The organism is Vibrio sp. CUB2 (genome assembly GCF_001557945.1).
Lineage (GTDB): Bacteria > Pseudomonadota > Gammaproteobacteria > Enterobacterales > Vibrionaceae > Vibrio > Vibrio owensii.
The window spans coordinates 74,008-94,089 of record NZ_LNRB01000009.1; the positions used below are offsets into that span (position 1 = coordinate 74,008).

Annotated in this window: 25 protein-coding genes; 17 read left to right on the forward strand and 8 right to left on the reverse strand. The window is 44.6% G+C overall.

Features of this window, described 5'->3' with window-relative positions:
• Nucleotides 1–32: 32 nt before the first annotated feature.
• Both ATB78_RS15775 and ATB78_RS15780 read left to right on the forward strand, forming a co-directional pair.
• A complete protein-coding gene (locus tag ATB78_RS15775) occupies nucleotides 33–662 on the forward strand; it encodes a DUF1349 domain-containing protein (RefSeq protein WP_039839469.1) in 630 nt (209 codons plus the stop codon).
• 33 nt (nucleotides 663–695) lie between these two features.
• Nucleotides 696–1,136 (forward strand): YtoQ family protein, encoded by a 441-nt coding sequence (locus ATB78_RS15780; protein ID WP_061009174.1) that lies wholly within the window; start codon nucleotides 696–698, stop codon nucleotides 1,134–1,136.
• A gap of 90 nt (nucleotides 1,137–1,226) precedes the next feature.
• Here the strand turns inward: ATB78_RS15780 and ATB78_RS15785 are convergent, their stop codons facing one another.
• Nucleotides 1,227–2,117, reverse strand: a complete 891-nt coding sequence (locus ATB78_RS15785; RefSeq protein WP_061009175.1) for an AraC family transcriptional regulator — start codon at nucleotides 2,115–2,117, stop codon at nucleotides 1,227–1,229.
• Between the two features lie 166 nt (nucleotides 2,118–2,283).
• Between ATB78_RS15785 and ATB78_RS15790 the strand changes: the two genes are divergently transcribed.
• Nucleotides 2,284–3,249, forward strand: coding sequence for a phytanoyl-CoA dioxygenase family protein (locus tag ATB78_RS15790; RefSeq protein ID WP_061009176.1), 966 nt, complete (start codon nucleotides 2,284–2,286; stop codon nucleotides 3,247–3,249).
• A gap of 114 nt (nucleotides 3,250–3,363) precedes the next feature.
• On the opposite strand, the gene ATB78_RS15795 is transcribed toward ATB78_RS15790, so the two are convergent.
• Complete coding sequence (locus tag ATB78_RS15795) at nucleotides 3,364–4,350, reverse strand: zinc-dependent alcohol dehydrogenase family protein (RefSeq protein ID WP_045477829.1); 987 nt, start codon at nucleotides 4,348–4,350, stop codon at nucleotides 3,364–3,366.
• A gap of 326 nt (nucleotides 4,351–4,676) precedes the next feature.
• Here ATB78_RS15795 and ATB78_RS15800 point away from each other — a divergent pair, with 326 nt between their 5' ends.
• From ATB78_RS15800 to ATB78_RS15815, 3 genes are all read left to right on the forward strand, one after another.
• The gene (locus ATB78_RS15800; RefSeq protein WP_033006300.1) at nucleotides 4,677–5,522 is read left to right on the forward strand and encodes an enoyl-CoA hydratase/isomerase family protein; all 846 of its coding nucleotides are present in this window, start codon (nucleotides 4,677–4,679) and stop codon (nucleotides 5,520–5,522) included.
• A gap of 205 nt (nucleotides 5,523–5,727) precedes the next feature.
• Entirely contained in the window at nucleotides 5,728–6,357 is a 630-nt protein-coding gene (locus tag ATB78_RS15805; protein ID WP_061009177.1) for an SGNH/GDSL hydrolase family protein, read from the forward strand.
• 677 nt (nucleotides 6,358–7,034) lie between these two features.
• Nucleotides 7,035–7,385 carry a DUF3147 family protein gene (locus ATB78_RS15815; protein ID WP_005440716.1) on the forward strand — a complete coding sequence of 117 codons (351 nt, stop codon included), beginning with the start codon at nucleotides 7,035–7,037 and terminating at the stop codon, nucleotides 7,383–7,385.
• Here ATB78_RS15815 and ATB78_RS15820 read toward each other — a convergent pair.
• Nucleotides 7,372–8,211: an AraC family transcriptional regulator gene (locus ATB78_RS15820; RefSeq protein ID WP_061009179.1), complete on the reverse strand. Its 840-nt coding sequence runs from the start codon at nucleotides 8,209–8,211 to the stop codon at nucleotides 7,372–7,374. The two genes, ATB78_RS15815 and ATB78_RS15820, sit on opposite strands and share 14 nt — an antisense overlap.
• A gap of 110 nt (nucleotides 8,212–8,321) precedes the next feature.
• Here ATB78_RS15820 and ATB78_RS15825 point away from each other — a divergent pair, with 110 nt between their 5' ends.
• The 3 genes from ATB78_RS15825 to ATB78_RS15835 all read left to right on the forward strand — a co-directional run bounded on the left by ATB78_RS15825 (nucleotide 8,322) and on the right by ATB78_RS15835 (nucleotide 10,256).
• Nucleotides 8,322–8,798: a YHS domain-containing (seleno)protein gene (locus ATB78_RS15825; protein ID WP_061009180.1), complete on the forward strand. Its 477-nt coding sequence runs from the start codon at nucleotides 8,322–8,324 to the stop codon at nucleotides 8,796–8,798.
• Between the two features lie 246 nt (nucleotides 8,799–9,044).
• Entirely contained in the window at nucleotides 9,045–9,374 is a 330-nt protein-coding gene (locus ATB78_RS15830; protein ID WP_033006297.1) for a YceK/YidQ family lipoprotein, read from the forward strand.
• Between the two features lie 132 nt (nucleotides 9,375–9,506).
• Entirely contained in the window at nucleotides 9,507–10,256 is a 750-nt protein-coding gene (locus ATB78_RS15835; RefSeq protein WP_061009181.1) for a phosphatase PAP2 family protein, read from the forward strand.
• Between the two features lie 57 nt (nucleotides 10,257–10,313).
• On the opposite strand, the gene ATB78_RS15840 is transcribed toward ATB78_RS15835, so the two are convergent.
• Nucleotides 10,314–10,646 carry a PepSY domain-containing protein gene (locus tag ATB78_RS15840; protein WP_041053161.1) on the reverse strand — a complete coding sequence of 111 codons (333 nt, stop codon included), beginning with the start codon at nucleotides 10,644–10,646 and terminating at the stop codon, nucleotides 10,314–10,316.
• Nucleotides 10,647–10,907: 261 nt separating this feature from the next.
• Here ATB78_RS15840 and ATB78_RS15845 point away from each other — a divergent pair, with 261 nt between their 5' ends.
• Nucleotides 10,908–12,212, forward strand: a complete 1,305-nt coding sequence (locus ATB78_RS15845) for a ferric reductase-like transmembrane domain-containing protein (RefSeq protein WP_240537407.1) — start codon at nucleotides 10,908–10,910, stop codon at nucleotides 12,210–12,212.
• Nucleotides 12,213–12,287: 75 nt separating this feature from the next.
• Here the strand turns inward: ATB78_RS15845 and ATB78_RS15850 are convergent, their stop codons facing one another.
• On the reverse strand, nucleotides 12,288–13,619 hold the full coding sequence (locus ATB78_RS15850) for an MFS transporter (protein WP_061009183.1): 1,332 nt from the start codon (nucleotides 13,617–13,619) through the stop codon (nucleotides 12,288–12,290).
• A 114-nt stretch (nucleotides 13,620–13,733) separates the two neighbouring features.
• On the reverse strand, nucleotides 13,734–14,525 hold the full coding sequence (locus ATB78_RS15855) for a CLCA_X family protein (protein WP_061009184.1): 792 nt from the start codon (nucleotides 14,523–14,525) through the stop codon (nucleotides 13,734–13,736).
• Nucleotides 14,526–14,808: 283 nt separating this feature from the next.
• On the opposite strand from ATB78_RS15855, the gene ATB78_RS15860 reads away from it, so the two are divergent.
• On the forward strand, nucleotides 14,809–15,813 hold the full coding sequence (locus tag ATB78_RS15860) for a metal-dependent hydrolase (protein WP_061009185.1): 1,005 nt from the start codon (nucleotides 14,809–14,811) through the stop codon (nucleotides 15,811–15,813).
• Nucleotides 15,814–15,830: 17 nt separating this feature from the next.
• Here the strand turns inward: ATB78_RS15860 and ATB78_RS15865 are convergent, their stop codons facing one another.
• Nucleotides 15,831–16,223, reverse strand: coding sequence for a hypothetical protein (locus ATB78_RS15865; RefSeq protein ID WP_061009186.1), 393 nt, complete (start codon nucleotides 16,221–16,223; stop codon nucleotides 15,831–15,833).
• Between the two features lie 252 nt (nucleotides 16,224–16,475).
• Here ATB78_RS15865 and ATB78_RS15870 point away from each other — a divergent pair, with 252 nt between their 5' ends.
• From ATB78_RS15870 to ATB78_RS15895, 6 genes are all read left to right on the forward strand, one after another.
• The gene (locus ATB78_RS15870) at nucleotides 16,476–17,162 is read left to right on the forward strand and encodes a glutathione S-transferase (protein WP_155647816.1); all 687 of its coding nucleotides are present in this window, start codon (nucleotides 16,476–16,478) and stop codon (nucleotides 17,160–17,162) included.
• A gap of 197 nt (nucleotides 17,163–17,359) precedes the next feature.
• Nucleotides 17,360–17,551 carry a hypothetical protein gene (locus ATB78_RS15875; RefSeq protein ID WP_061009188.1) on the forward strand — a complete coding sequence of 64 codons (192 nt, stop codon included), beginning with the start codon at nucleotides 17,360–17,362 and terminating at the stop codon, nucleotides 17,549–17,551.
• Between the two features lie 112 nt (nucleotides 17,552–17,663).
• Nucleotides 17,664–18,122 (forward strand): hypothetical protein, encoded by a 459-nt coding sequence (locus tag ATB78_RS15880; protein ID WP_009704523.1) that lies wholly within the window; start codon nucleotides 17,664–17,666, stop codon nucleotides 18,120–18,122.
• A 211-nt stretch (nucleotides 18,123–18,333) separates the two neighbouring features.
• Nucleotides 18,334–18,804 carry an ATP-binding protein gene (locus tag ATB78_RS15885; RefSeq protein WP_061009189.1) on the forward strand — a complete coding sequence of 157 codons (471 nt, stop codon included), beginning with the start codon at nucleotides 18,334–18,336 and terminating at the stop codon, nucleotides 18,802–18,804.
• 224 nt (nucleotides 18,805–19,028) lie between these two features.
• Nucleotides 19,029–19,466, forward strand: a complete 438-nt coding sequence (locus tag ATB78_RS15890; RefSeq protein ID WP_005440697.1) for a hypothetical protein — start codon at nucleotides 19,029–19,031, stop codon at nucleotides 19,464–19,466.
• Nucleotides 19,467–19,646 carry a DUF1289 domain-containing protein gene (locus ATB78_RS15895; protein WP_061009190.1) on the forward strand — a complete coding sequence of 60 codons (180 nt, stop codon included), beginning with the start codon at nucleotides 19,467–19,469 and terminating at the stop codon, nucleotides 19,644–19,646.
• A 9-nt stretch (nucleotides 19,647–19,655) separates the two neighbouring features.
• Here the strand turns inward: ATB78_RS15895 and rcnR are convergent, their stop codons facing one another.
• A complete protein-coding gene (gene rcnR / locus ATB78_RS15900) occupies nucleotides 19,656–19,928 on the reverse strand; it encodes a Ni(II)/Co(II)-binding transcriptional repressor RcnR (RefSeq protein WP_061009191.1) in 273 nt (90 codons plus the stop codon).
• Nucleotides 19,929–20,082: the final 154 nt, after the last annotated feature.

Sequence of the window (20,082 nt, forward strand, 5' to 3'; positions counted from 1 at the left end):
GTGAAGAACAAGAATAAACAAGGAATGAAACAATGGTAGATTTTACTGTCGGTAAGTGGATTTTTGAACCTAAAGTGAGCGAAGTGACACAGGACTTTGTTTCCATCACGACGGAGCCAGAAACCGATTTTTGGCAGCGTTCATACTACGGCTTTAGAAATGATAATGCGCCAGCACTGCAAATCGAATCAGAAGAGAATTTTACTTTTACCACAAAAGTGAGTTTTGATTATCAGGCGCAATTTGATCAGTGTGGTCTGATTATTTACCTCGACAGTGAAAACTGGTTTAAAGCCTCTATAGAATATGAGAACGAAGCTTTCTCACGTCTAGGCAGTGTCGTGACAAACTTGGGTTACTCTGATTGGGCAACCTCTGACATCCCGCTGCCTGAAGCAATCTGGTATCGCTTGAGTCGCCGTGGCCCAGATTTTCTGATTGAGTCTTCTTTTGATGGCGTGACATTTAAACAAATGCGAATCTTCCACCTACATAAGCTGGGTGAAACTACCCCAGAAATGGGCAAGTGCAACCCACCATTGCCGGCAAATAATGTTGTGAGTTTTGGTGTCTATGCTTGTAGTCCGCTTAAATCTTCATTTACCGCCACATTCACAGATATGCGTTTAGAGCCTTGTAAATGGCTAGCGCATGCGGTTTAAATCCAACTACACAACGAAGCAAAGTGAGGGATTATGAAGTTAACTGTGTACCTGTCGGGTGAGATTCATACCGACTGGCGTGAGCAAATCACCAAAGGCTGTGAAGCAAAAGACCTGAATGTGTCGTTTATCTCTGCCAACACGCACCATGAATCCAGTGATGCAGCGGGCGATGGCTTGGGCCGGGAAGACAATCCTTTTTGGCGCGATCATAAATCAGCGAAAGTAAATGCGATTCGAATTCAGACCGCCATTAAGTCTTGTGACCTTGCCGTGATTCGATTCGGTGACAAATACAAGCAGTGGAATGCGGCGTTTGATGCCGGTTTCTGTGCCGCTTTAGGTAAGCCTTACATCACTTTGCATGATGAAAACATTGTCCATGCACTTAAAGAAGTTGATGCTTCTGCTCAGGCATGGGCAACGACTCCAGAACAGATCGTCGAGTTAATCGCGTACACGGTAAACCCTTAATCACTCGAAGCTAACTCTATTTCGTCATAGATATAAGCTGACCTTTAGGGTTTTAAATGCACTTAGATACTTAAACGCATAGTCATTTGGCTATGCGTTTTTTTTTGTTTCGCAATGGGATTGTGTGAACTTCGCACGGAATGCTTTGGGCGTAAGCTGCTTGTATTTTAAGAACAATCGATTGAAGTTCGACAAGTTATTGAATCCAGATAACTCCGCAACGAGGGAAACGGGCTTGTCGGTTTGTACCAATAGCGAACAGCCTTTACCCAGTCTTACTTGAGTGATGTAGTGACTGACACTCTGTCCCATCATCTTGTTAAAAAAACGCCCTAGGGTACTTTCACTCATTCCAACCAAAGAGGCCAACTCTGTGACTGATAACGGTTCGGTGTAGTTTGCGTGTATCGCTTCAAGCAATTGGCTGAGTAATCTTTGTTGGCGCTTGTCGGACTCTTGTCTGCTCAAGGTTTGATTCACTGATATGGCTTGGTAATCAGCAGTGCTGCTCAGCTCATCAAGAATACTAAGCATGATGGTGAGCTTTTGCATCGGCGTCGCAGTGTCTAACTCTTCAAACAGAGGCAACAATTGCTTCGCAACAGTCTGAGAGAAGTGCAGCCCTCTATGAGCTTCGAGTAGCAGGGGAGAAAAGGCTTGGCATTCAGGAAATAAACGGGAGAGTTCCTCTATCCATTGTGTGTCAAACCACAAGACATAAACCTTCTGCTCCTTATCTGTTTCTAGGCTTGTTCTTGATTGCCATGTGTGAGGGATGTTGGGGCCTAATAGCACTAAGTCAAAATCTTCATACTCAGAGATCGTATCGCCAATATAGCGTTCCCCCTTGCTGTTCAGAGTCAGTGTCAGCTCATACTCAGGGTGAAAATGCCATTCGAAAGGAATAGCCTCTAAGCGCCGAATCAGCAGTTGCCATGAATTGTCTTGGCTGTATTGAACCTTTTCGTATTGAGCTTTCATGAGTAATACAAACCTATCTAACGCGAATGTTTCTATGACGGTAAAGTATCAGTATCTGCGTTTTTTGTATCACTTTGTTGGATTAATTGTTGTCAGAATGTGACTAACCAAGAGCGCTCAACGCTTGTTAAACCAATAATAATCAGCCCTACAGGAATCAGTCACTATGAAAAACAAATACGGATTCGGCGACAACGCACCCGGAAATAACAGTGTTTCCAACATCAATTCAGCGCAACTAAAAGACATCAAAAAAACACTGCTGTTGAAAAAGTTAACCCAAGAACAGTTCGACTTTTGGCAACACAATGGTTATTTGGTGCTTCGTCAAATCATCTCACCGGAAGCGGTAAAGCGTTCTCAGGATTTCCTATGGGAGTTCCAAGAAATGGACCCAAACGATGCGAGCACTTGGTATCAAGCGCAGCGCCGTGACCATGCCATGGTTGAGCTCAACAACTCTGGCATGGTGGAGTGTTATAACAACCAAGTGTTGTGGGATAACCGTCAGAACCCAGAGGTGTATAACGCATTTGTTGATATCTGGGATCAGGAAAACTTATGGGTCACTATTGACCGCGCTAACCTTAACCCGCCGAACAAATCAGGTCGTGAATTCAGTGGATTTGTTCATTGGGATGCGGACTCCTCACTCGATCCATTGCCGGTAAACGTGCAAGGTGTGTTAGCACTGTCTGATACGGACGAAGAAACTGGTGGTTTCCAATGTGTGCCGGAGCTTTATCGTCAACTGGAAGAGTGGCGCAAAACCCAGCCTGCTGACCGCGACCCTTATGTGCCAGATCTCACTGGTTTTGAGGTGGAGTTTATTTCGATGAAAGCAGGGGACTTGTTGATCTTTAATAGCCTGCTTCCTCATGGCATTCGCCCGAACCAGTCCGATAAAGTACGTATGGCGCAATATATCTCTATGGTTCCGGCAGAAGAAGATAACCAACCAACTCGAGATTGGCGTGTTCGCTCTTGGCAAGAGCGTCTTCCTCCAGAGGGGTTTGCTTTTCCGGGTGATCCACGCAATTGGGAACAGGTGAAGTATCCCCAAGCTGAACTCACACCACTAGGAGAGAAGTTGCTAGGTTTGGTGAGTTGGAAAGTGCCTGAGTCTGCCTAAACAGACTGCTCTGGCTAAAATCAAGGTAAGCTGAAAATAAAGTTAGCTAAAAACAAAAGACCTCCATCACGGAGGTCTTTTTGAATTGTGCTGTTAATGTCACCAAGACAAAACTTAGATATTTATGACGACTTTACCAATCGCTTGACCACTGGCTAGACGATCATGCGCAGCGCCAGCTTGCTCAAGGGTAAACTCGTGTTCATCGAGAACCGGTTTTAGTGCGCCTGATTCTGCAATCTTAGCTAACTCTTTTAGGATGATGGCATGTTCACGTCGCCCAACATTGTGGATCATCGGAATAAGCATAAACACTACGTGCAATGACAAGCCTTTCATGTGAACGGTACTCAAATCTTGCTCATGCAAAGACACAGTTGTTGCAACTTGGCCGTTGAGTTTTGCTGCATCAAACGAGTTAGTTAGGTTTGCACCGCCAACCGAATCGAAGACCACATCAAAACCAGCACCAGAGGTGTGTTTCGCAACGTAATCGGCTACTGACTCAGTACGGTAATCAATAGCTGTAGCACCAAGCTCGGTAATCAGGTCATTCTTCACACCCGTAGAACCAGTTGCGAATACTTCAGCCCCCATGTGACGAGCAAGCTGCAGTGCAATGTGGCCAACACCACCTGCGCCGCCATGAACCAGTACTTTTTGACCTTGGCGAACGCCAGCACGAATTAAACCTTCGTAAGCCGTAATGCCAACCAATGGAATTGCCGCCGCTTCACGCATAGAAAGGTTGCTTGGCTTGTGAGCGATAAGGTCTGCGTCTGCCACCATGTATTCCGCTAGAGAACCTTGAAGATCACCAAGGCCACCCGCACAACCATAAACCTCATCACCAACCGTGTATTCGGTAACACCTTCACCAACGGCCTCAACGGTGCCTGCGAAGTCCATACCCAGAATGCCCGGAAGTTGTGGGTGGAAAGGTAAACCTTCACCCATTTCACGTAGCATCATGTCAACAGTATTAACGCTTGATGCCGCGACTTTAACTAGGACGTGACCCGCTTTGACTTCCGGTTTTTGCACGTCTGCTGTTTCGAATACTTCTGAACTACCAAACTGACGAATTACGGCTGCTTTCATTATGATTTCCTCGGTTGTGCGTTTGTATGGATTCAGTATAGGCGCGATTTCAAAATTGATAATTGGGCTGAAAAAGAAATCAGTTTTAAGTTTTTGTTGATAATAATACGAGTAGTAAACCGCAGAGTTACTTACTCACCAATTGAGAGTAAAGATCAGATTTGCGTGATTTGTTGCTAGCCGTTATTGAGGAAATCACCTTTTAGTTTTCGTAGATACTGTTTCTTTTTATGCGTCATTGTTTGATGTTTTTTAGAGGCGTAACGTTAATTGCGTTGCTTTGAAAAATAGCAACCTAATGATTTTATTGGAAAAAGGAAATGGATATGGCTTACGAAGGCTACAAAACGTTTACTGCAAAGCAAGAAGACGCAATTCTTTATGTCACGTTTGATTTTGGTACGGTAAACGTGCAAGGGCAGGAAATGTTGGCGGATTTGAATGGGTTAGCACTGCGATTAGAACGTGATCGTAGTGTCAAAGTGGTTGTATTCCAATCAGCCAACCCAGAGATTTGGGTTTGTCATTACGATACCGAATTGCTTAAAGAGATGTCGACAGAGGCCGTTTCTCGCGAAGAAGCGAAGTTACTCGATCTTCAAGCGGTTCTCGAAAGGATCAGCAAGCTACCACAAGCAACAATTGCGAAGCTAGAAGGCTTTGCCCGCGGTGGCGGTCATGAATTTGCATTGGCCTGTGATATGCGCTTTGCCGCTCGCGGTAAATACAAATTCATGCAAATGGAAGTGGGTATGGGCATCTTGCCTTGTGGTGGCGGTGCATCTCGTATGGCACGTCAGGTGGGATTAGGTCGAGCCCTAGAGATCATCTTGAGCGCCCGTGACTTCGATGCGGATGAAGCAGAAGCGTACGGCACCATCAACAAAGCGTTAGAACCCGATGAAATTGGCCCTTATGTTGATGCATTGGCGCAGCGAATTTCTAAGTTCCCAGCTGAGTCTATCAATGCCTGTAAACAGATGGTGTACGAGTCAATCGACAAGCCAATTGATGAAGCATTGAAAGCCGAAGCCTACTGGCTTTACCAAGCAACGAGTAAGACGCCTGCAGTTAAGCGTTTCCAAATTGCCGATGATCAAGGCTTGGAGCATGACATCGAAAACCAACGCAATTGGGAAGACTTGGTGATGAAGGTACAAGACATCAACTAAGCTGCTGCGTTAGTTTCTTAGCAAGCACTAGAAAGGCGAGCCAAGTGGTTCGCCTTTTTGTATTCAACTGCCGACGTGTTTATCGTTCTTAAATTCGCAAGCCAATCGACCTTGTTTATGAGCATGATCTTTCGAATTAAATCACAGACTTGAACAACGTTTTTGATAGACTGCAAAGCGATAGTTTTAGTGAGGAACACGTTTAATGCCGACCATACTTTGTTTTGGCGATTCAAATACCTGGGGCGCAGTACCGAATGAAGACCGCCGTTACGGACCAAACGAGCGATGGCCATCCTTGTTACGAATGTCTCTACCGGATGGTTATGAGGTCATAGAGGAAGGGCAACCAGGGCGAACAACTGTGCACGGTGATCCTTTTGAAGGTGAGAAAAATGGCCTTCGCTATTTACGCCCTTGCTTGGAATCTCATCTGCCTGACTTGGTCATCATTATGCTCGGCACGAACGACATGAAAAACTGCTTGGGTTTATCCGCTTTCGATATCTCTCGTGGGGCAGCTCGCTTAGCGCAAGAGGTTCTTAACTTTGATAACTGGGCAAAGCGGGAAGCGCCGCAAGTTCTTTTAGTCGCGCCGCCACCCGTGTATGAGATTGGTTTCTTCGGCAGTATGTTTATTGGCGGAGCGGAGAAGTCCAAAGAGTTTGGCTTTCATTATCGAAACCGAGCACAGGAACTGGGGTGTGCATTTCTTGATGCTGGCACCGTGGTGGAATCTTGTCCTAACGAAGGTATTCATTGGCAACAAGACCAGCATGAAAAATTGGCTAAAGCACTGCAACCTATGGTGTTAGCGTCTTTTCAAAAATCATAGATGTTAAGAGATTACAGAGTAAACAGGCTTTTCGTCTAAGGAAAAGCCTGTATTGAAAGGGTTGAGAAGCAGGGCGAGTATGCCTGCGCCCTAAAGGCGGTGACGTAAGCAGCTTAGAGTGTTTACGCCAAGGCTAAACCGCTGTCTGGGCTTTCGTGTGCGGGAATTCTATGTATCCTTGCGGGACTGCCTTTTACGTGCGCTCATATCCGCAACATCGGACGCTTTGCAACAACCTCCGCTTTTGATCGGCCTACGTGAAAACATCACACCAATTGCGAGCATCGCAATACAACTTAGGAAAATAAGAACGGTAAGAACTAAAGTCATAACACCACCTCCTATAAATCGTTGTATTGTCATCTTTCTCCAATTTTATAAACAAAGCAATGGTCGTTTTGTAACCACTTATTATTTTTATCAATAGTCAGACCTTTGCTGTATCTTAGCAGTTTACTCTGCCCGTTCTGGAACAAGGTTTTCCAAAGCCTTTATCTGACGACTGACCACGATGGCCTTTATGAAAAATTTGGTTGGGATAGAATAGAGAACGCTTACGACCCGTCTGATTATGTGACAAAGGTGTACCGTAAGTCTTTAGAAAACATCTAGAATCAACTGGAGTAGGTTTCTAGAATGTCGATTAATTAGTGTCCGAAGTAAGCAAGGAAGCGAAAATGCTATGGATTGTGACAAAGTACTTAACCACCGCCGCGATTGTGGTTCTCATTTCTGAAGTCGCGAAGCGAAGTGATAGGTTAGGTGCGCTCGTGGCCGCGTTGCCAACCGTGACCATATTGGCGTTGGTATGGATGTACATCGAAGGGCAAGGTACAGAGAAGCTGTCTAACCACGCGTTTTATACCTTTTGGTTTGTTGTACCAACACTGCCAATGTTTCTTCTTTTCCCTTATCTACTGAGCAAGTATTCCTTTTGGATTACCTTGCTTATTAGCTGTGTTGTATCCGTAATTTGTTTTGCGATAACGAATTTGATCGCGAAACAATTTGGTATCAACTTGCTTTAAGCTCGTCTTCCTTTTGGCTCTGTATCCATTGGCGAGGTGACATACCAGATACATTTTGGAAAGCACGAGAAAAGCCCGAGTAGCTGTTGTATCCCACCTCGTCAGACACCCAGTTGAGCGGTTTATTTTGCAGTAATAAAGACTGGGCGACGGATACACGCCATTTTTGTACATAATCTCCAGGAGTCTCCCCAACGATTTGTTTGAACGTCTCAATAAACTGAGTGCGAGACATGGCCGCCAATGATGCCAATTCATTTAGATGAAAATGACGGGCAGGGAGCTGATGAATAGCCGTCATAACGGGGGCTAAACGAGGGTGGGCGAGCGCAGCAAACAAGCCGTGTTCAATTTGCTTTTCCTCAATAAGATAGCGAAAGATCAACGCCATTAAGGTATCGCTCAGCTTATCCAATAAAAACTCTTGTCCGATGCCATTTCCTCCTGCTTCCGAAGACAGCATATTCAAAACCGGTGTTAGGTTCGGCACCGCTTTAAAGGGGATAACGATGACATCCGGCAAGACAGACAATAGAGGGTTGATCTGCCCACCTCGATAATCCACATTGGCGCAAACCAATTCAGTTTCTTCGCTCCCTTCAATTCTATGCGGCGTATTGTTTGGTAGATAAATGATGCAAGGCTCTGTAAGCTTTTGAGCCTTCTCATTTGCGCTTGTCAGTATCAATTCACCAGCATTCAAAACATGCAAATGGCCTCGGTTATGGTGCTCTGCTTGGAACGAGGAGATGCCACACAAGTGTCCAGAATAGAAAACGCCTGTGCGTATTGAGAAGTGCTTCATCAGCTGTGACAACAGATCCATGTTACCTCCGGACGATTCGCGTACTTTTTTGGTCTTTTGTCCCTTTATAGACCGGAATAGTTGGCTAATTTATTCACACAAGGCAAACAAACACAGACAAGGAGCTTACTATGTCACGCATTAAATCAACTGGTCGAAAATTCACTTTAATGACCGCTTTACTCGGAACCAGTTTTTCACTGATGGCTGCGGATGTAGGCATGAGCGTTGATGAAAATGATCTCGCTATCAAGGGTTACGATCCGGTGGCTTACTTCACGGATAATGGCCCGACTCAAGGAAAGGCCGAGTATTCAGCTACGTACAACAATGCGATTTATCACTTTGTGAATGCTGCAAACCGAGATCAGTTCAAAGCTGATCCTCAAGCGTATGCGCCGCAATACGGTGGTTACTGTGCATTCGGTGTTGCTATGGGTAAGAAGTTTGAAACTGACCCAGAGGCATGGAAGATTGAAGGTGGCAAACTCTACCTAAACTTGGATAAATCGGTACAAAAGCGCTGGCTAGAGGATACGCAAGGCTTTATTCAAGATGCCAACACCAACTGGACAACGATTAAAGTTGTTGATGCAGATAAGCTGTAACGGACGTCGTTTTTATCCTTTCCTCACATATTCAAGGCGAGCCAATTAGTTCGCCTTTGTGTATTGGCTCGAGGGAACGGACGTTTATAAGTTGTTATTTACCCAAGGTAGAAGCGATACATTTGTCACGAAAATTGATTTATTCCCAATCGAATTAGTTAGATAGGTTGTTTTATAAATGCAGATAGGATTATTGTTGTCGAATAATAATTTATATCAATAACAATCAGTTGGAACCTATCAGACATGAAAAACAATCTTCTTAAAAAACTTCAAGTGCTCAGTGTTATCGCAATGGCTTCTTTGACGGTGGGATGTTCATCTATGGATGCACATGCGAGAGGGGGGTACGGTAAACCATTTTCCGGTACGGCGTTGTCCGTCGCGCGCCAGCCATGCTTCTTGGATGGTTCAGCCGTGTCTTACGCTTTATATCCTATTTCTTTTGTTGATATGCCTTTGTCATTGGTTACTGATGTTGTATTCCTGCCCGCTGATTTAATCATGTTATTTACTCCAACGACCAGCTACGGCAGTGTTTTGTCACAAGGTTGCCCAAGTGGCAGTATGATTTAGTTGCTTTGCTTCATTCCATTATTAACTTTTAGGAATAATTGTTATAACTTCCAGCACTAAAGGGCTACAGATAATATTGGATTCAGTTGTTAAGAATATTCCTACAAACCTTTAATTCTGGAGGGAAAGCAAATGAAGAAAGCTCTAATTTGCGTAGCGCTAACTTTACCTGCATTTCACGTGTTCTCTGCGCCAACAGACATCAATTCGCTTGAACGTATCGACTACGGAAACTATCAGTTTTACCAACCATATATTGAAACGGTACACACCGTAGATTTGATTGCACCGCCACCAGCAGAAGGCAGCAAACAAGATATCGAAGATAAGCGTGTGGGTGCTATCGACTTTTCAGTTGATGACCCAGCGAGAATGGCTCAAGCGACACAAGACGCGCGTATTACTCCAGAATACTTTGCCAAGATTTATGGTGATGTATTGGGCGTGAAGATTACTAAGGAAGACACTCCTGCGATGTATACCGTTTTAGGACGCAGCATCGCTTCTTTTGGTCTTGCGACATCAGACTCTAAAAAGCACTACAACAAAGCGCGTCCATTTGCGGTAAACGGCTTACCTTCTTGTACACCTTATGCCGAAGACTACCTATCTAAAGACGGATCGTACCCTTCTGGTCATACAGCATCAGGCTACGGGGTTTCACTCGTTGCGGCAGCAATTGCGCCGAACAATGCAAAAGCACTGACAGAGCGAGGTGCGGACTATGGTTACAGCCGAGTCGTTTGTAACGCACACTGGATGAGTGATGTAGAAGCAGGGCAAAAAGTGGCGCACATCGTGTTTGATAAGCTCAAGGCAGATAAACAATTTGCTGAGGACTTACAAGCTGCGCAACAAGAGTACATCGCGTTAACCCAATAACGACAAATCGATACAGATACAGGTGGCCACAGTGCCGCCTTTTTCATTTTTAGCTATCTACTTATCAACATCACCGATAACGCCTTCATGAGATAGATCGCCAGATAACTCTGCTTGGATCTCTGTAAGGCTTTCTTCTTCAGCCGCGACGATTTTTCCTGTTAAGGCATCAACCTCAACTTCATAAGCTTTGTCCCCTTTCTTAACGAAGACATCCCATTGCGTATCTGGTTCGTCATGGCGAATGCCGAGCACTTCAACATCTAAAGCGCCGAGTGCGGATTTAATGGCTTCTTCTTGGCTAATGATTTTCGCGTCGGACGCGGCGTAACTTGGAAGGCTCAAAACACCAAATGCGGTCAAGGCCGAACATAAGATTAACTTTTTCATTGGTTTCTCCTTAAGCTCTCATTTCACCAGAGAGAATTCTTTCGTTGGCGTCTCCATAGTGTAGGTGGTGACGTAAAAGAAATGTGAATATGCCCTTTGAAAGGCATTCGTTCTAAAAGCACACATTTTTGTCGCGTCCGGGACTGGCGTAAAAAAGGGGGATCGATTCAGGAAGTACGGGACGCTTGGGCTCTACAAGTTTTTCACATTTCTATTGGTAGTTTGGCGAGAGTTAAAACCATGATGGATTGAACTCGCCGTATGAACAGAAATTTGATGCTCAACTTTGGCATTGTATTCGTTGCTTTACTTATCCCTTACTCGGTGCTGCAAATAGGCACGCCGACACTAGAGTGGCCAATGTTTTGGCAGGTGCGCACTTATTTGGTCAATTACAGTGGTGTCGTATCAATGATCTTGATGTCATTGTGCGTAATTCTAACTGTGAAGCACTGGCCGTTGGAACGCTGGTTAGGCGGATTAGATAAGCAATATCGTCTGCACAAATACTTAGGGATCTCGGCAGTCTTTTCAGCTCTGTTCCACTGGGTAGCATTTCTAAGCGATGATTTCGCGATGGATTTTGGTTACGTTGAGCCAAAGAATGAAACCTTTCCGTTTTGGAAGTTGATTGATGCCTTGGGTGATCAGGCGCAGTTGATTGGGGAATATGGTTTCTATCTGTCGGCGGCTTTTGTTTTGATTGCGTGGATTAAGAAGTTCAAACACAACGTCTTTCAGCTTACGCATAAAGTCTTTCCATATCTTTACCTGCTTTTAGTGCTGCACATGGTGATGTTCTTTGATGCAAGCTTATGGTTAACCGTTACTGGAGCTATTCTTCTGTTGGTCTGCGGGTTAGCAACGGTAGGATGCTTGATTACCATCTTAGGTTTGAACGGTAAGAAGAAACGTTATCCCGCTAAGGTTAGTAGTATCAAATCAATCAACGGCGGAAGTGAAGTTGTCCTGAAAGTGGAAGCTCCTCAATTTATGTATCAGCAGGGTCAGTTTGCATTCATCGGATTTGACGATAAAGAACGGCCACATCCATTTAGTTTGGCATCAGCTCATAACGAAAACGGCCAAGTGCGATTACTAATCAAAGCCAATGGTGATTACACGTGTTCATTAATGGAGACGCTTGAAGTCGGACAATCGGCTCAGATAGAAGGCCCATACGGTTGTTTCAATTTCCAAGATGATACAGAGCAACAAATTTGGTTTGCAGCAGGTATCGGCATCGCGCCATTTTTAACCGCAATTGAAGCGATAGGGACAGCAAAGTCCGTAACGCTTTTCTACAGCTATCGAGAAGAAGACAAGGTGCTTCTGGACGAACTACAACGTAGAGCAAAGGAAGCGGGCGTAAAGCTATACATGAGAAATACAAGTGAAGAAGGGCGTTTCACCAACACGGAAGTCATTGAGCGCATAATAAGCCTGGAGCGCAGCAGTGTGTGGTTTTGTGGGCCTTCCGAATTGGGTAAGACGCTTGAGAAAGCACTTATTAATGTCGGTCTACCAGCCAAGTCATTCCATCGAGAGTTGTTTGAGTTTAGATAGAAACAACTGAAATCCGCGCTAATAACCAATAAGGCGAACCAAATGGCTCGCCTTATTTTTTTTTGCTGCAAGGGCTTAGAAGATCGCCTGTTTTTTATCTTTGATATAGAAATAGACGCTGATAGCGATGAACAAGAACGTGAAATAGTAGAAGAACGAAGACAGCGATGCGATAAAGTCGATGTGTTGTTCTATTTGTGCCTCGGTGTAGTTTTGCGAGAGCAGTTTGTAGTAATAGGCATAGAGCATACCGATTAAGCCGTAGCCTAAATTGAACATCAAACCTTTGAAGCTTAATACTGTCGCTCGGTTGTGAGATTCTGTTTTCTTGTTTAAGTGGTAGCTGATGAAAATGTTCATCGTCATGATAATAAAGATCAGAATCAGCGCAGGAATCACCCCGTATATCGACCAGCCTAAACTTATCCAATAGTAGGTCGCCATCGTTGCGATGCCCATGACTAAAATGAACGTTTTCGGTGCCATACTCTCTGCCAAACGGCGGCTTTGGCCAGCTAAGATAATCTGCAAGAGACTAATGCCAGCGCCGATCAAACCAAAGTAGATGATTGGAATATCAATCGCACGGTAATACTGACTGTTCATGGTCAAAAACATTCGTGAAGTGTGCTCGAACAAACTGTAGTAGAGCAGAATGAACAGCACATAAGGCGTAGACAATACCCACTTGGCGGTGTTGAGTGTGAGCTTCATGCTGGCCATGGTTGAAGCCAACTTGCTTTCACTGCTTGGTATGACCTTTTTCTCTTCTCTCATGCTGAATGCGGCGTAGATGGCGATCAACGCAACAAACAAAGTCGCGTAAACAGGGATGCGCATGATGTCTTGCGTGGTTTCTGGCTTGTCGAGTCCAAGAAACTGATAAACGTTGGCCATAAAGTTGACGTCGTACATGGCAGCGCCTACGAGTGTGACCACAATGCCCACGCTAGAGGCAATACGAAGTTGAATCTGCAACACTCTCGGCCACAGTTCTTCCTTCCCTTGTTCTTTCAATGTGTCGTAAGCCAATGCCTCATCAGCGCCACTTGCTAACGCCATCGCTAAGCCGCTCAGCACTCGGTTAATCAAAAATACAACGAAAACAAAAGTGGGATTTCCAGTAGGGACAAAGGCGATCATTGCGATTTCGATGAACATGACGATGGACGACAGCACCACCAGTCGTTTTCGCCCCAAGGTATCGGCAAAAGCGCCGGAAGGGACTTCCGCAAGTACAATGGTCGCTGCCCAAACAACATTGAGCATGGCGAATTGAGACAGCGTTAATCCGTAATCCAAATAGAGCAGGGTAAATACGGGGTAATAGAAGCGCGCAAAGTAACTGCTTCGGAACATGAGGAAGCAGCGAACGTTACGGATTTTGAGGATTTCTTTCAGCGTCATGAAACATTCAGCAATATGAATAACATAACGTTATGTATAAACCTTTTTTAGATTGATGGGAAAGGTTTGTGCTTTGAAATCGCGAGATTTTTCTGAATAGTCGCTATTCCTTAGTTAACGACTCAACGCGTCACCCAGTGGGCGAAAGTACGCTTGAAGCGCTTCATATATCACGTTTCTGTGTGCGATATCTGGGTAAAGAGGCAGGGTGTCGGCCTTTGTTGTGCCAGAAACTAGGTATGCGTTTTCAATACCAGAACACGACTCCACAACGGCTTCAAATGCTCGTGCCATCATCTCGGTGGGTTGTGAAAAGTAGCTTGAACCCATCGCTTGGTCTGCTTTTACACTTCGGGATACATAGTCATGTCGATCTTGGCCGTCTGGCGTGAGCAATGTGGCGTCAAATATCTTCAGTAATCGCTCGTTGAGTGGATGCGGGAAATGATCGGCATTTTTCAGCCAGCAATCACTCGCAAATAGGATTTGTCGTTGTGGCCCCGAACGATCCCCAATGTCGAAAGCTTTCTCAGCAATGTAATGATCGAACGCATGCCAAAACTCATGAGCAAGCGCACCAGCACCTGCATTCTTTGCTAAGGCTAATTCACGTTGATTCGGAGCGTAATGTGCTTGAACCCCTTTGCGGCCACCAGTACCAAAAGCAAGGCTCAAATTACCACGAAGTCCAATCGCCGAAGGCGGTAGCGCAAGGATGTACGCTAAGTCTGCGAGAGAATCGAATATTAAGTTTGCCGCGAGATCTTTTTCTTCTTTGTTCACCCACTTACCAATACGAATTCCGCCGATGCCAAATGTTTCTTTGATGTCGACAAACGACACCTGGTCGCCATGGCGATAATCAGGGCCTTTACGCGTTTTGTATTTAAAACTGGTTAACTGCAAGACATGCCTCGAAGTGGTGCTGAAGGAGTGGAAACTTATACTCAAAACATAAGACGTCAGATTATACCGCAATAGAAGGCTGAGTCGGAGATTTCGCCATATCTCGTTTTACGCAGGCTCGCGAACTTGTCCAATCCATCTACACTAAAACTAACACTCGTTTTATTCGCTTGATTTTCAATAGCTTTGATGTGATTCCACCCAATGGTTTTGGGTCATCGAAATACGGATATTTTATGTGGCAAACATTTCTGGTTTTTAAGCATGATTGGGAGATTTCGCCGTGGACCCGTTAACGCAAGGATTGGTTGGGGCTTCATTGTCTCTTGCGGTAAGCAAAAAACAACACTTGGTGGCGGCAGGTGTCCTTGGAATTCTTGCTGGTATGGCTCCAGATTTGGACATATTGATTCGCTCTTCCAATGATCCGCTGCTGTTTTTGCAATATCACCGACAGTTCACCCACTCGTTGCTGTTTATTCCTATTGGCAGCTTGCTCTGTGCTTTAGTTCTCTATCCACTTTTTGCTAAAAGGCTTGGTTTATCGTTCACACAAAGCTGGTGGTATTGTGCACTTGGCTACGCCACACACGGTTTATTGGATGCGTGTACAAGTTACGGAACTCAGCTTTTGTGGCCGTTTACCAACGAGCGGTATGCGTGGAATACCGTTTCTGTTATTGATCCTGCCTTCACGCTTCCTGTTTTAATAGGCGTCGTGTTTGTTTTGCTGAAACGTAACTCTTGGTATGCACGAATCGCGATAGTTTGGGCGTTTGCTTATCTTACGTTCGGCATGATTCAAAGAGACAGGGCAGAAGAAGCAGGATGGGAGTTTGCACAAGTAAGGCAACATGCTCCAGTGCGCTTAGAGGCCAAACCTACGTTCGCGAATAGTTTGGTTTGGAAAGTCATCTACGAAGCCGAGGGCCGTTATTACGTGGATGCCATAAGAGTAGGGGCTGCGACAAAAATCTATTCTGGAGAGTCGGTTGCCAAACTGGACATCGGTAAAGACTTCCCTTGGTTAAGCTCAACATCGCAGCAGGCCTTAGATATTGAGCGATTTCGTTGGTTCTCTGATGGCTTTGTCGCGCGTGACCCAGACGATGAAAGGCGTATTATAGACGTGCGTTACTCAATGGTTCCAAACCAAATAAAAGCCTTGTGGGGCATTGAGCTTTCACCATCTGCTGATGAAAACACCCATGTGGCCTACACGACACATCGAGATACTTCGCAAGAATCAAGACAAACATTTATCGATATGCTGAAAGGCAAGGACTGAGTGTGACTCAAGAGTAATTAAGCGCACTGAAAGTCGTTAATCAATGTTGGCTTTTTGGAGAAGAAAATTTTACTAAACAAGGATTTGTATTCCCAGCCCAGAGACAGCAGGCTCTTCGCTAGGTTCTTGTTTTCAATGATGGCAACTTCAACACCTTGATAGTGATACGGGTTGTTTCTTACGTAGTTGATAAACGCGGTTAAAACCCCTTGGCCACGTACCGAAGGATCAAAGTTGATTGACACAATGGAAAAGCGCTGACTCCCCACAGGACAACGGACAAAGCAGTAACCCAACGGGTGAGTAATGGTTTCTGAAAACTCAGGGAAAGGGCGAGATTCGAAGTCCTTAGATAACTCATCGTATTGCTTACAGAGGTAATGAAAGAGTTGTTTCGCGTCGTTGTTCATAATGTTGTTGCTTTGTATTACTGGATTTCACAGTAATTTTAACCACAGCTTGCACCACAAAATGCGGTGAACTTTTTCCAGATTGATTTCCTCTTTTTGAAAGTTATGTAATTTCAAATGAAGATTTATGGTTTCTATATGGAATAGAAAAAGCAGAACTTGCTACTCTGAAATTGAAAGAGTTAGAAAGTAAAATAGTAAGAAGAGACAGTAATAGATAGAAGCAAAGGCCACGGCTTGATGGAACTAAATATGACGAAAGGTACGGCACCCATTCTTTATTCTTTGCACAATTGCCCCTACGCGATTCGTGCAAGATTTGCGTTGCTCAAAGCCCAGCAATGCGTGCTTATTCGTTCTATCAAGCTCGATAACAAGCCATCAGAAATGCTAGAGGTATCGCCGAAGGGCAGTGTGCCAATATTAGTGATCCCCAACCGCCCTCCAATAGAGACTACGCAGCAAAAACAGATACTTGAAGAAAGCTTAGACATTATGGTTTGGGCGCTTTCTGAGTGTGACCCGAATGATCTTTTGGATAGCGGTCATCCAGAATCATTACCTAAAATGCTCGAAGTGATAGGAGAGTTTGAATCGCACTTTGTACCCGCGATGAACGCCTTTGGTTGTGCGAAGCGTTACCATGAAGATAATGCAGATGAACTTCGTAAAGAGTGTGAAGGGGAACTCATCAAGCTTGAGTCTCTTTTAACGCAGCATTCCTTTTTGTTTTCGGAACGAGAAAGTCTGGTCGATATTGCTATTCTGCCTTTCATCCGTAAGTACGCCCGCATCGATAAACAGTGGTTTAGGCAAAGTCCTTACCCAAAACTAAAAGCGTGGCTGAATAGTTATATTCAAAGTCCTCAGTTTTCCAAAGTGATGAAAAACTATGACTTGTGGTTAGACGCTCGGGAAGAGCAATACTTTGGCAATTAAGGCTATTCTTAAGGCTATTTGGGCGGAATCATCTAGCACATCTTCACATTTGCAATATTAGCTTACTGCCTCATCCATTGACGATCACACCTACGACGCGCATCCTTTTACGTTCACTCAGGGCCAAGGCTCTTATTTCACAAACAACTCGATAGCTGCGTTTAGTGCGCAGTATTTGAATTTAAAAGGTAGCGCGTATGAACAAGATTATTATGTTGGTGATGGGGCTGCTTTTTACCAGTCGGTTGTTTGCAAGTATTGTCCCTCACGCAAGCCAACTTGAACACGATGCGCCCATTCTTCTTCGCTCTGTGTTGCTTGTCGGTGTCGCAGGCTTCCTGATCTGGAAAGCGGTTCAGTACTTCCAGAAAAGCAAATCCTCAGAGTAACGCGCTGCTACTGGACTTTATCTGCACATCCAAACAAATAAAAAGTGGTAATTGAAATCACAGCCCTTAGAATGCGCAAACTAAAAGTTAATAACTGATGTAGAGTGATTTTATGCTTCGTGATTACACATTCGATTGTCTTGTGACTATGCCGCGCCATGAATTGGAAGAGTTTAGTGCTCGCATGATCAGTAAAATGGTGCCAGAAGATGTGATGAACGAGCTGTTTACCTTCGACCAAGAAGAAGTAGACAGTGAAGACCGCATGTTGTCAGCGCGCCTAGATGCGATGTTACGCATGACCGCAATCGCACTAAGTGAAATTCAGCAAGCGTTTGATGATTCTGACAACGCGAAGCAGAACAGCGAACGTATGACGCGTCTTGTACTTTGGCACTTCTACGCAATTTCATTCCGTCTAGAAGAAGCCATCACACTTGAAACGCACTGTGAGCAAGTAGAAAAGCTGCTACAAAACACACCGACAGACGTATTTGCATGGGTGAAGACGCTAACAGAGCTTCTACACACTTACGCGGAAATCAACGCGAAGGAAAACCCAGAAGGCTAAGTCCTACGCGGGATCAAAAGTACAGCATGAAAGGCGAGCCAATTGGTTCGCCTTTTTCGTTTTAATCCGAGATGGTTGTTACGTGTTTTTAGCTCAAAGTGACGGCAATAGAACACCCAAGTTGTGAACTAATGCAATGCATTAACGTTGTGCTTAACAAGGAAAGCCGTCACCATGAAAAACGAACTAGACGAGCGAGCACGAGAGGAATATGGCCAAAATCTATTTTGTTTGTGGTTTTATCGGTTCGGGTAAGACGACGTATTCAAAAGCGCTTGCAGAAAAGCATTCAGCGTTTCGTTTCTCCATCGATGAATGGATGATCCCTATATATGGAGAGCATATGGAACGTGACGTTTTCGATAGCCGCTTAGCGACACTTCAGGGGCTATTCAAAGACTCAGCACTGCAGCTGTTCTCTCTTGATGTTCCAGTCATATTTGATTTCGGTTTTTGGCGCAAAACAGATAGAGAAGCCATTGTCGATTGGGCGTCGAGCATTGGAGTGGACAGTGAAGTGCATTATCTCGATGTGCCTTTCGAAACTTGCCAACAAAGAGCATTGTCACGTAACGCGAAATTAGATGGAAATTCGTATCACATGTCGCCAGAAATGTTGGATTTGTTTTGGTCTTGGTTTGAGGTTCCAACATCAAATGAAAATGTACTTTGGGTTAAATAAACAAACTCATCCCAAATCGTCACTCCATGTTTTCCATTGACATAACCGTTTACTCGATCAGCCTTTCTCGTTTCTCGTTTCTCGTTTCTCGTTTCTCGTTTCTCGTTTCTCGTTTCTCGTTTCTCGTTTCTCGCCCAAATAACCACATATACTAGGGGGTAGTATTATATACTGGAGGGGAGTATAGTTTTTAAAAAACATAACTCACTGGGAAGTGTCACTGTATGAAAGACGTAAAGGGTGTTTTTCGCAACCTAGAAAAAATGCTGCAGAACGCGAATTGGTTTGAAGATGGTTGGGAAATTTATAACCGAGGAGAGTACCTGCAGCTGTATAAGCAAAACTGGTTCAACGAAAACCAAGGTGGTGTGCATTTCGAAACGTATATCGAAGGGCCTCAAGTGAAGCAAAAAGCGTTTCCGATTTGTATGCATGCGGAAGAAGACTGCCCATCTCAAGCTGAATTTGTACGTCAATTCAAAGAGCTAGAAGGGAGCCGTATTGCTGGTTGGAAAGGGTACAAGACACTGGATAACAGCTATGGCATTTGCCAGCGAACCCTGCCGCTCAACTTTAAAAACCTAGAACAACGTTTGTTTGAAGAGTTCAACCGACTGCGTGCACTAGAGGCAAGCATCGACAAAGTGCTGGATAGGTTATAAATGAAAAAGCAGAAAAGCCCTTGTATTGAGGTATGTGATTTTTCCCATAGCAAAGGGTGGTGCGCTGGGTGCGGAAGAACTCGAGAAGAATGTAAGGCTTGGAAATCGATGAAGCCTTACGCCATCAATGCTCTCAAAAAAGATCTGCAAAAAAGAATGTCTCAAATGAAAGCTCAGTAATACTGGGCTTTATTTAATGTATGAGTCGATAACTTTAATCACCACGTCCATATCTGCTTCTCGTTGTTCTTTGTTTTCTTCTAGAACAAGGTGCTCATGTAAATGGCCTTTGATGACCTCTTTCATCAAACCGTTTACCGCGCCTCGAATCGCGGCGATCTGCTGCAATACGTCCTGGCACTCTTGCTCTTCATCTAACATCTTTTTAAGACCATTGACCTGACCTTGTATCTTGCTGACTCGGGCCGTTAGCTTTTTCTTATCTTTGGCTGTATGTGACATAGCATCTGTACTCAATGTAATTGGCAGGAGAGAGGAGTTAGTCGGTAATGTAGCACCGAATTTATACTGGGGGGTAGTGTTTATACTAACGGGGGTATATTTGCGATGAATTGTTTTAAAACAAAGCCCGCTGATTTCAGCGGGCTTTATGGAA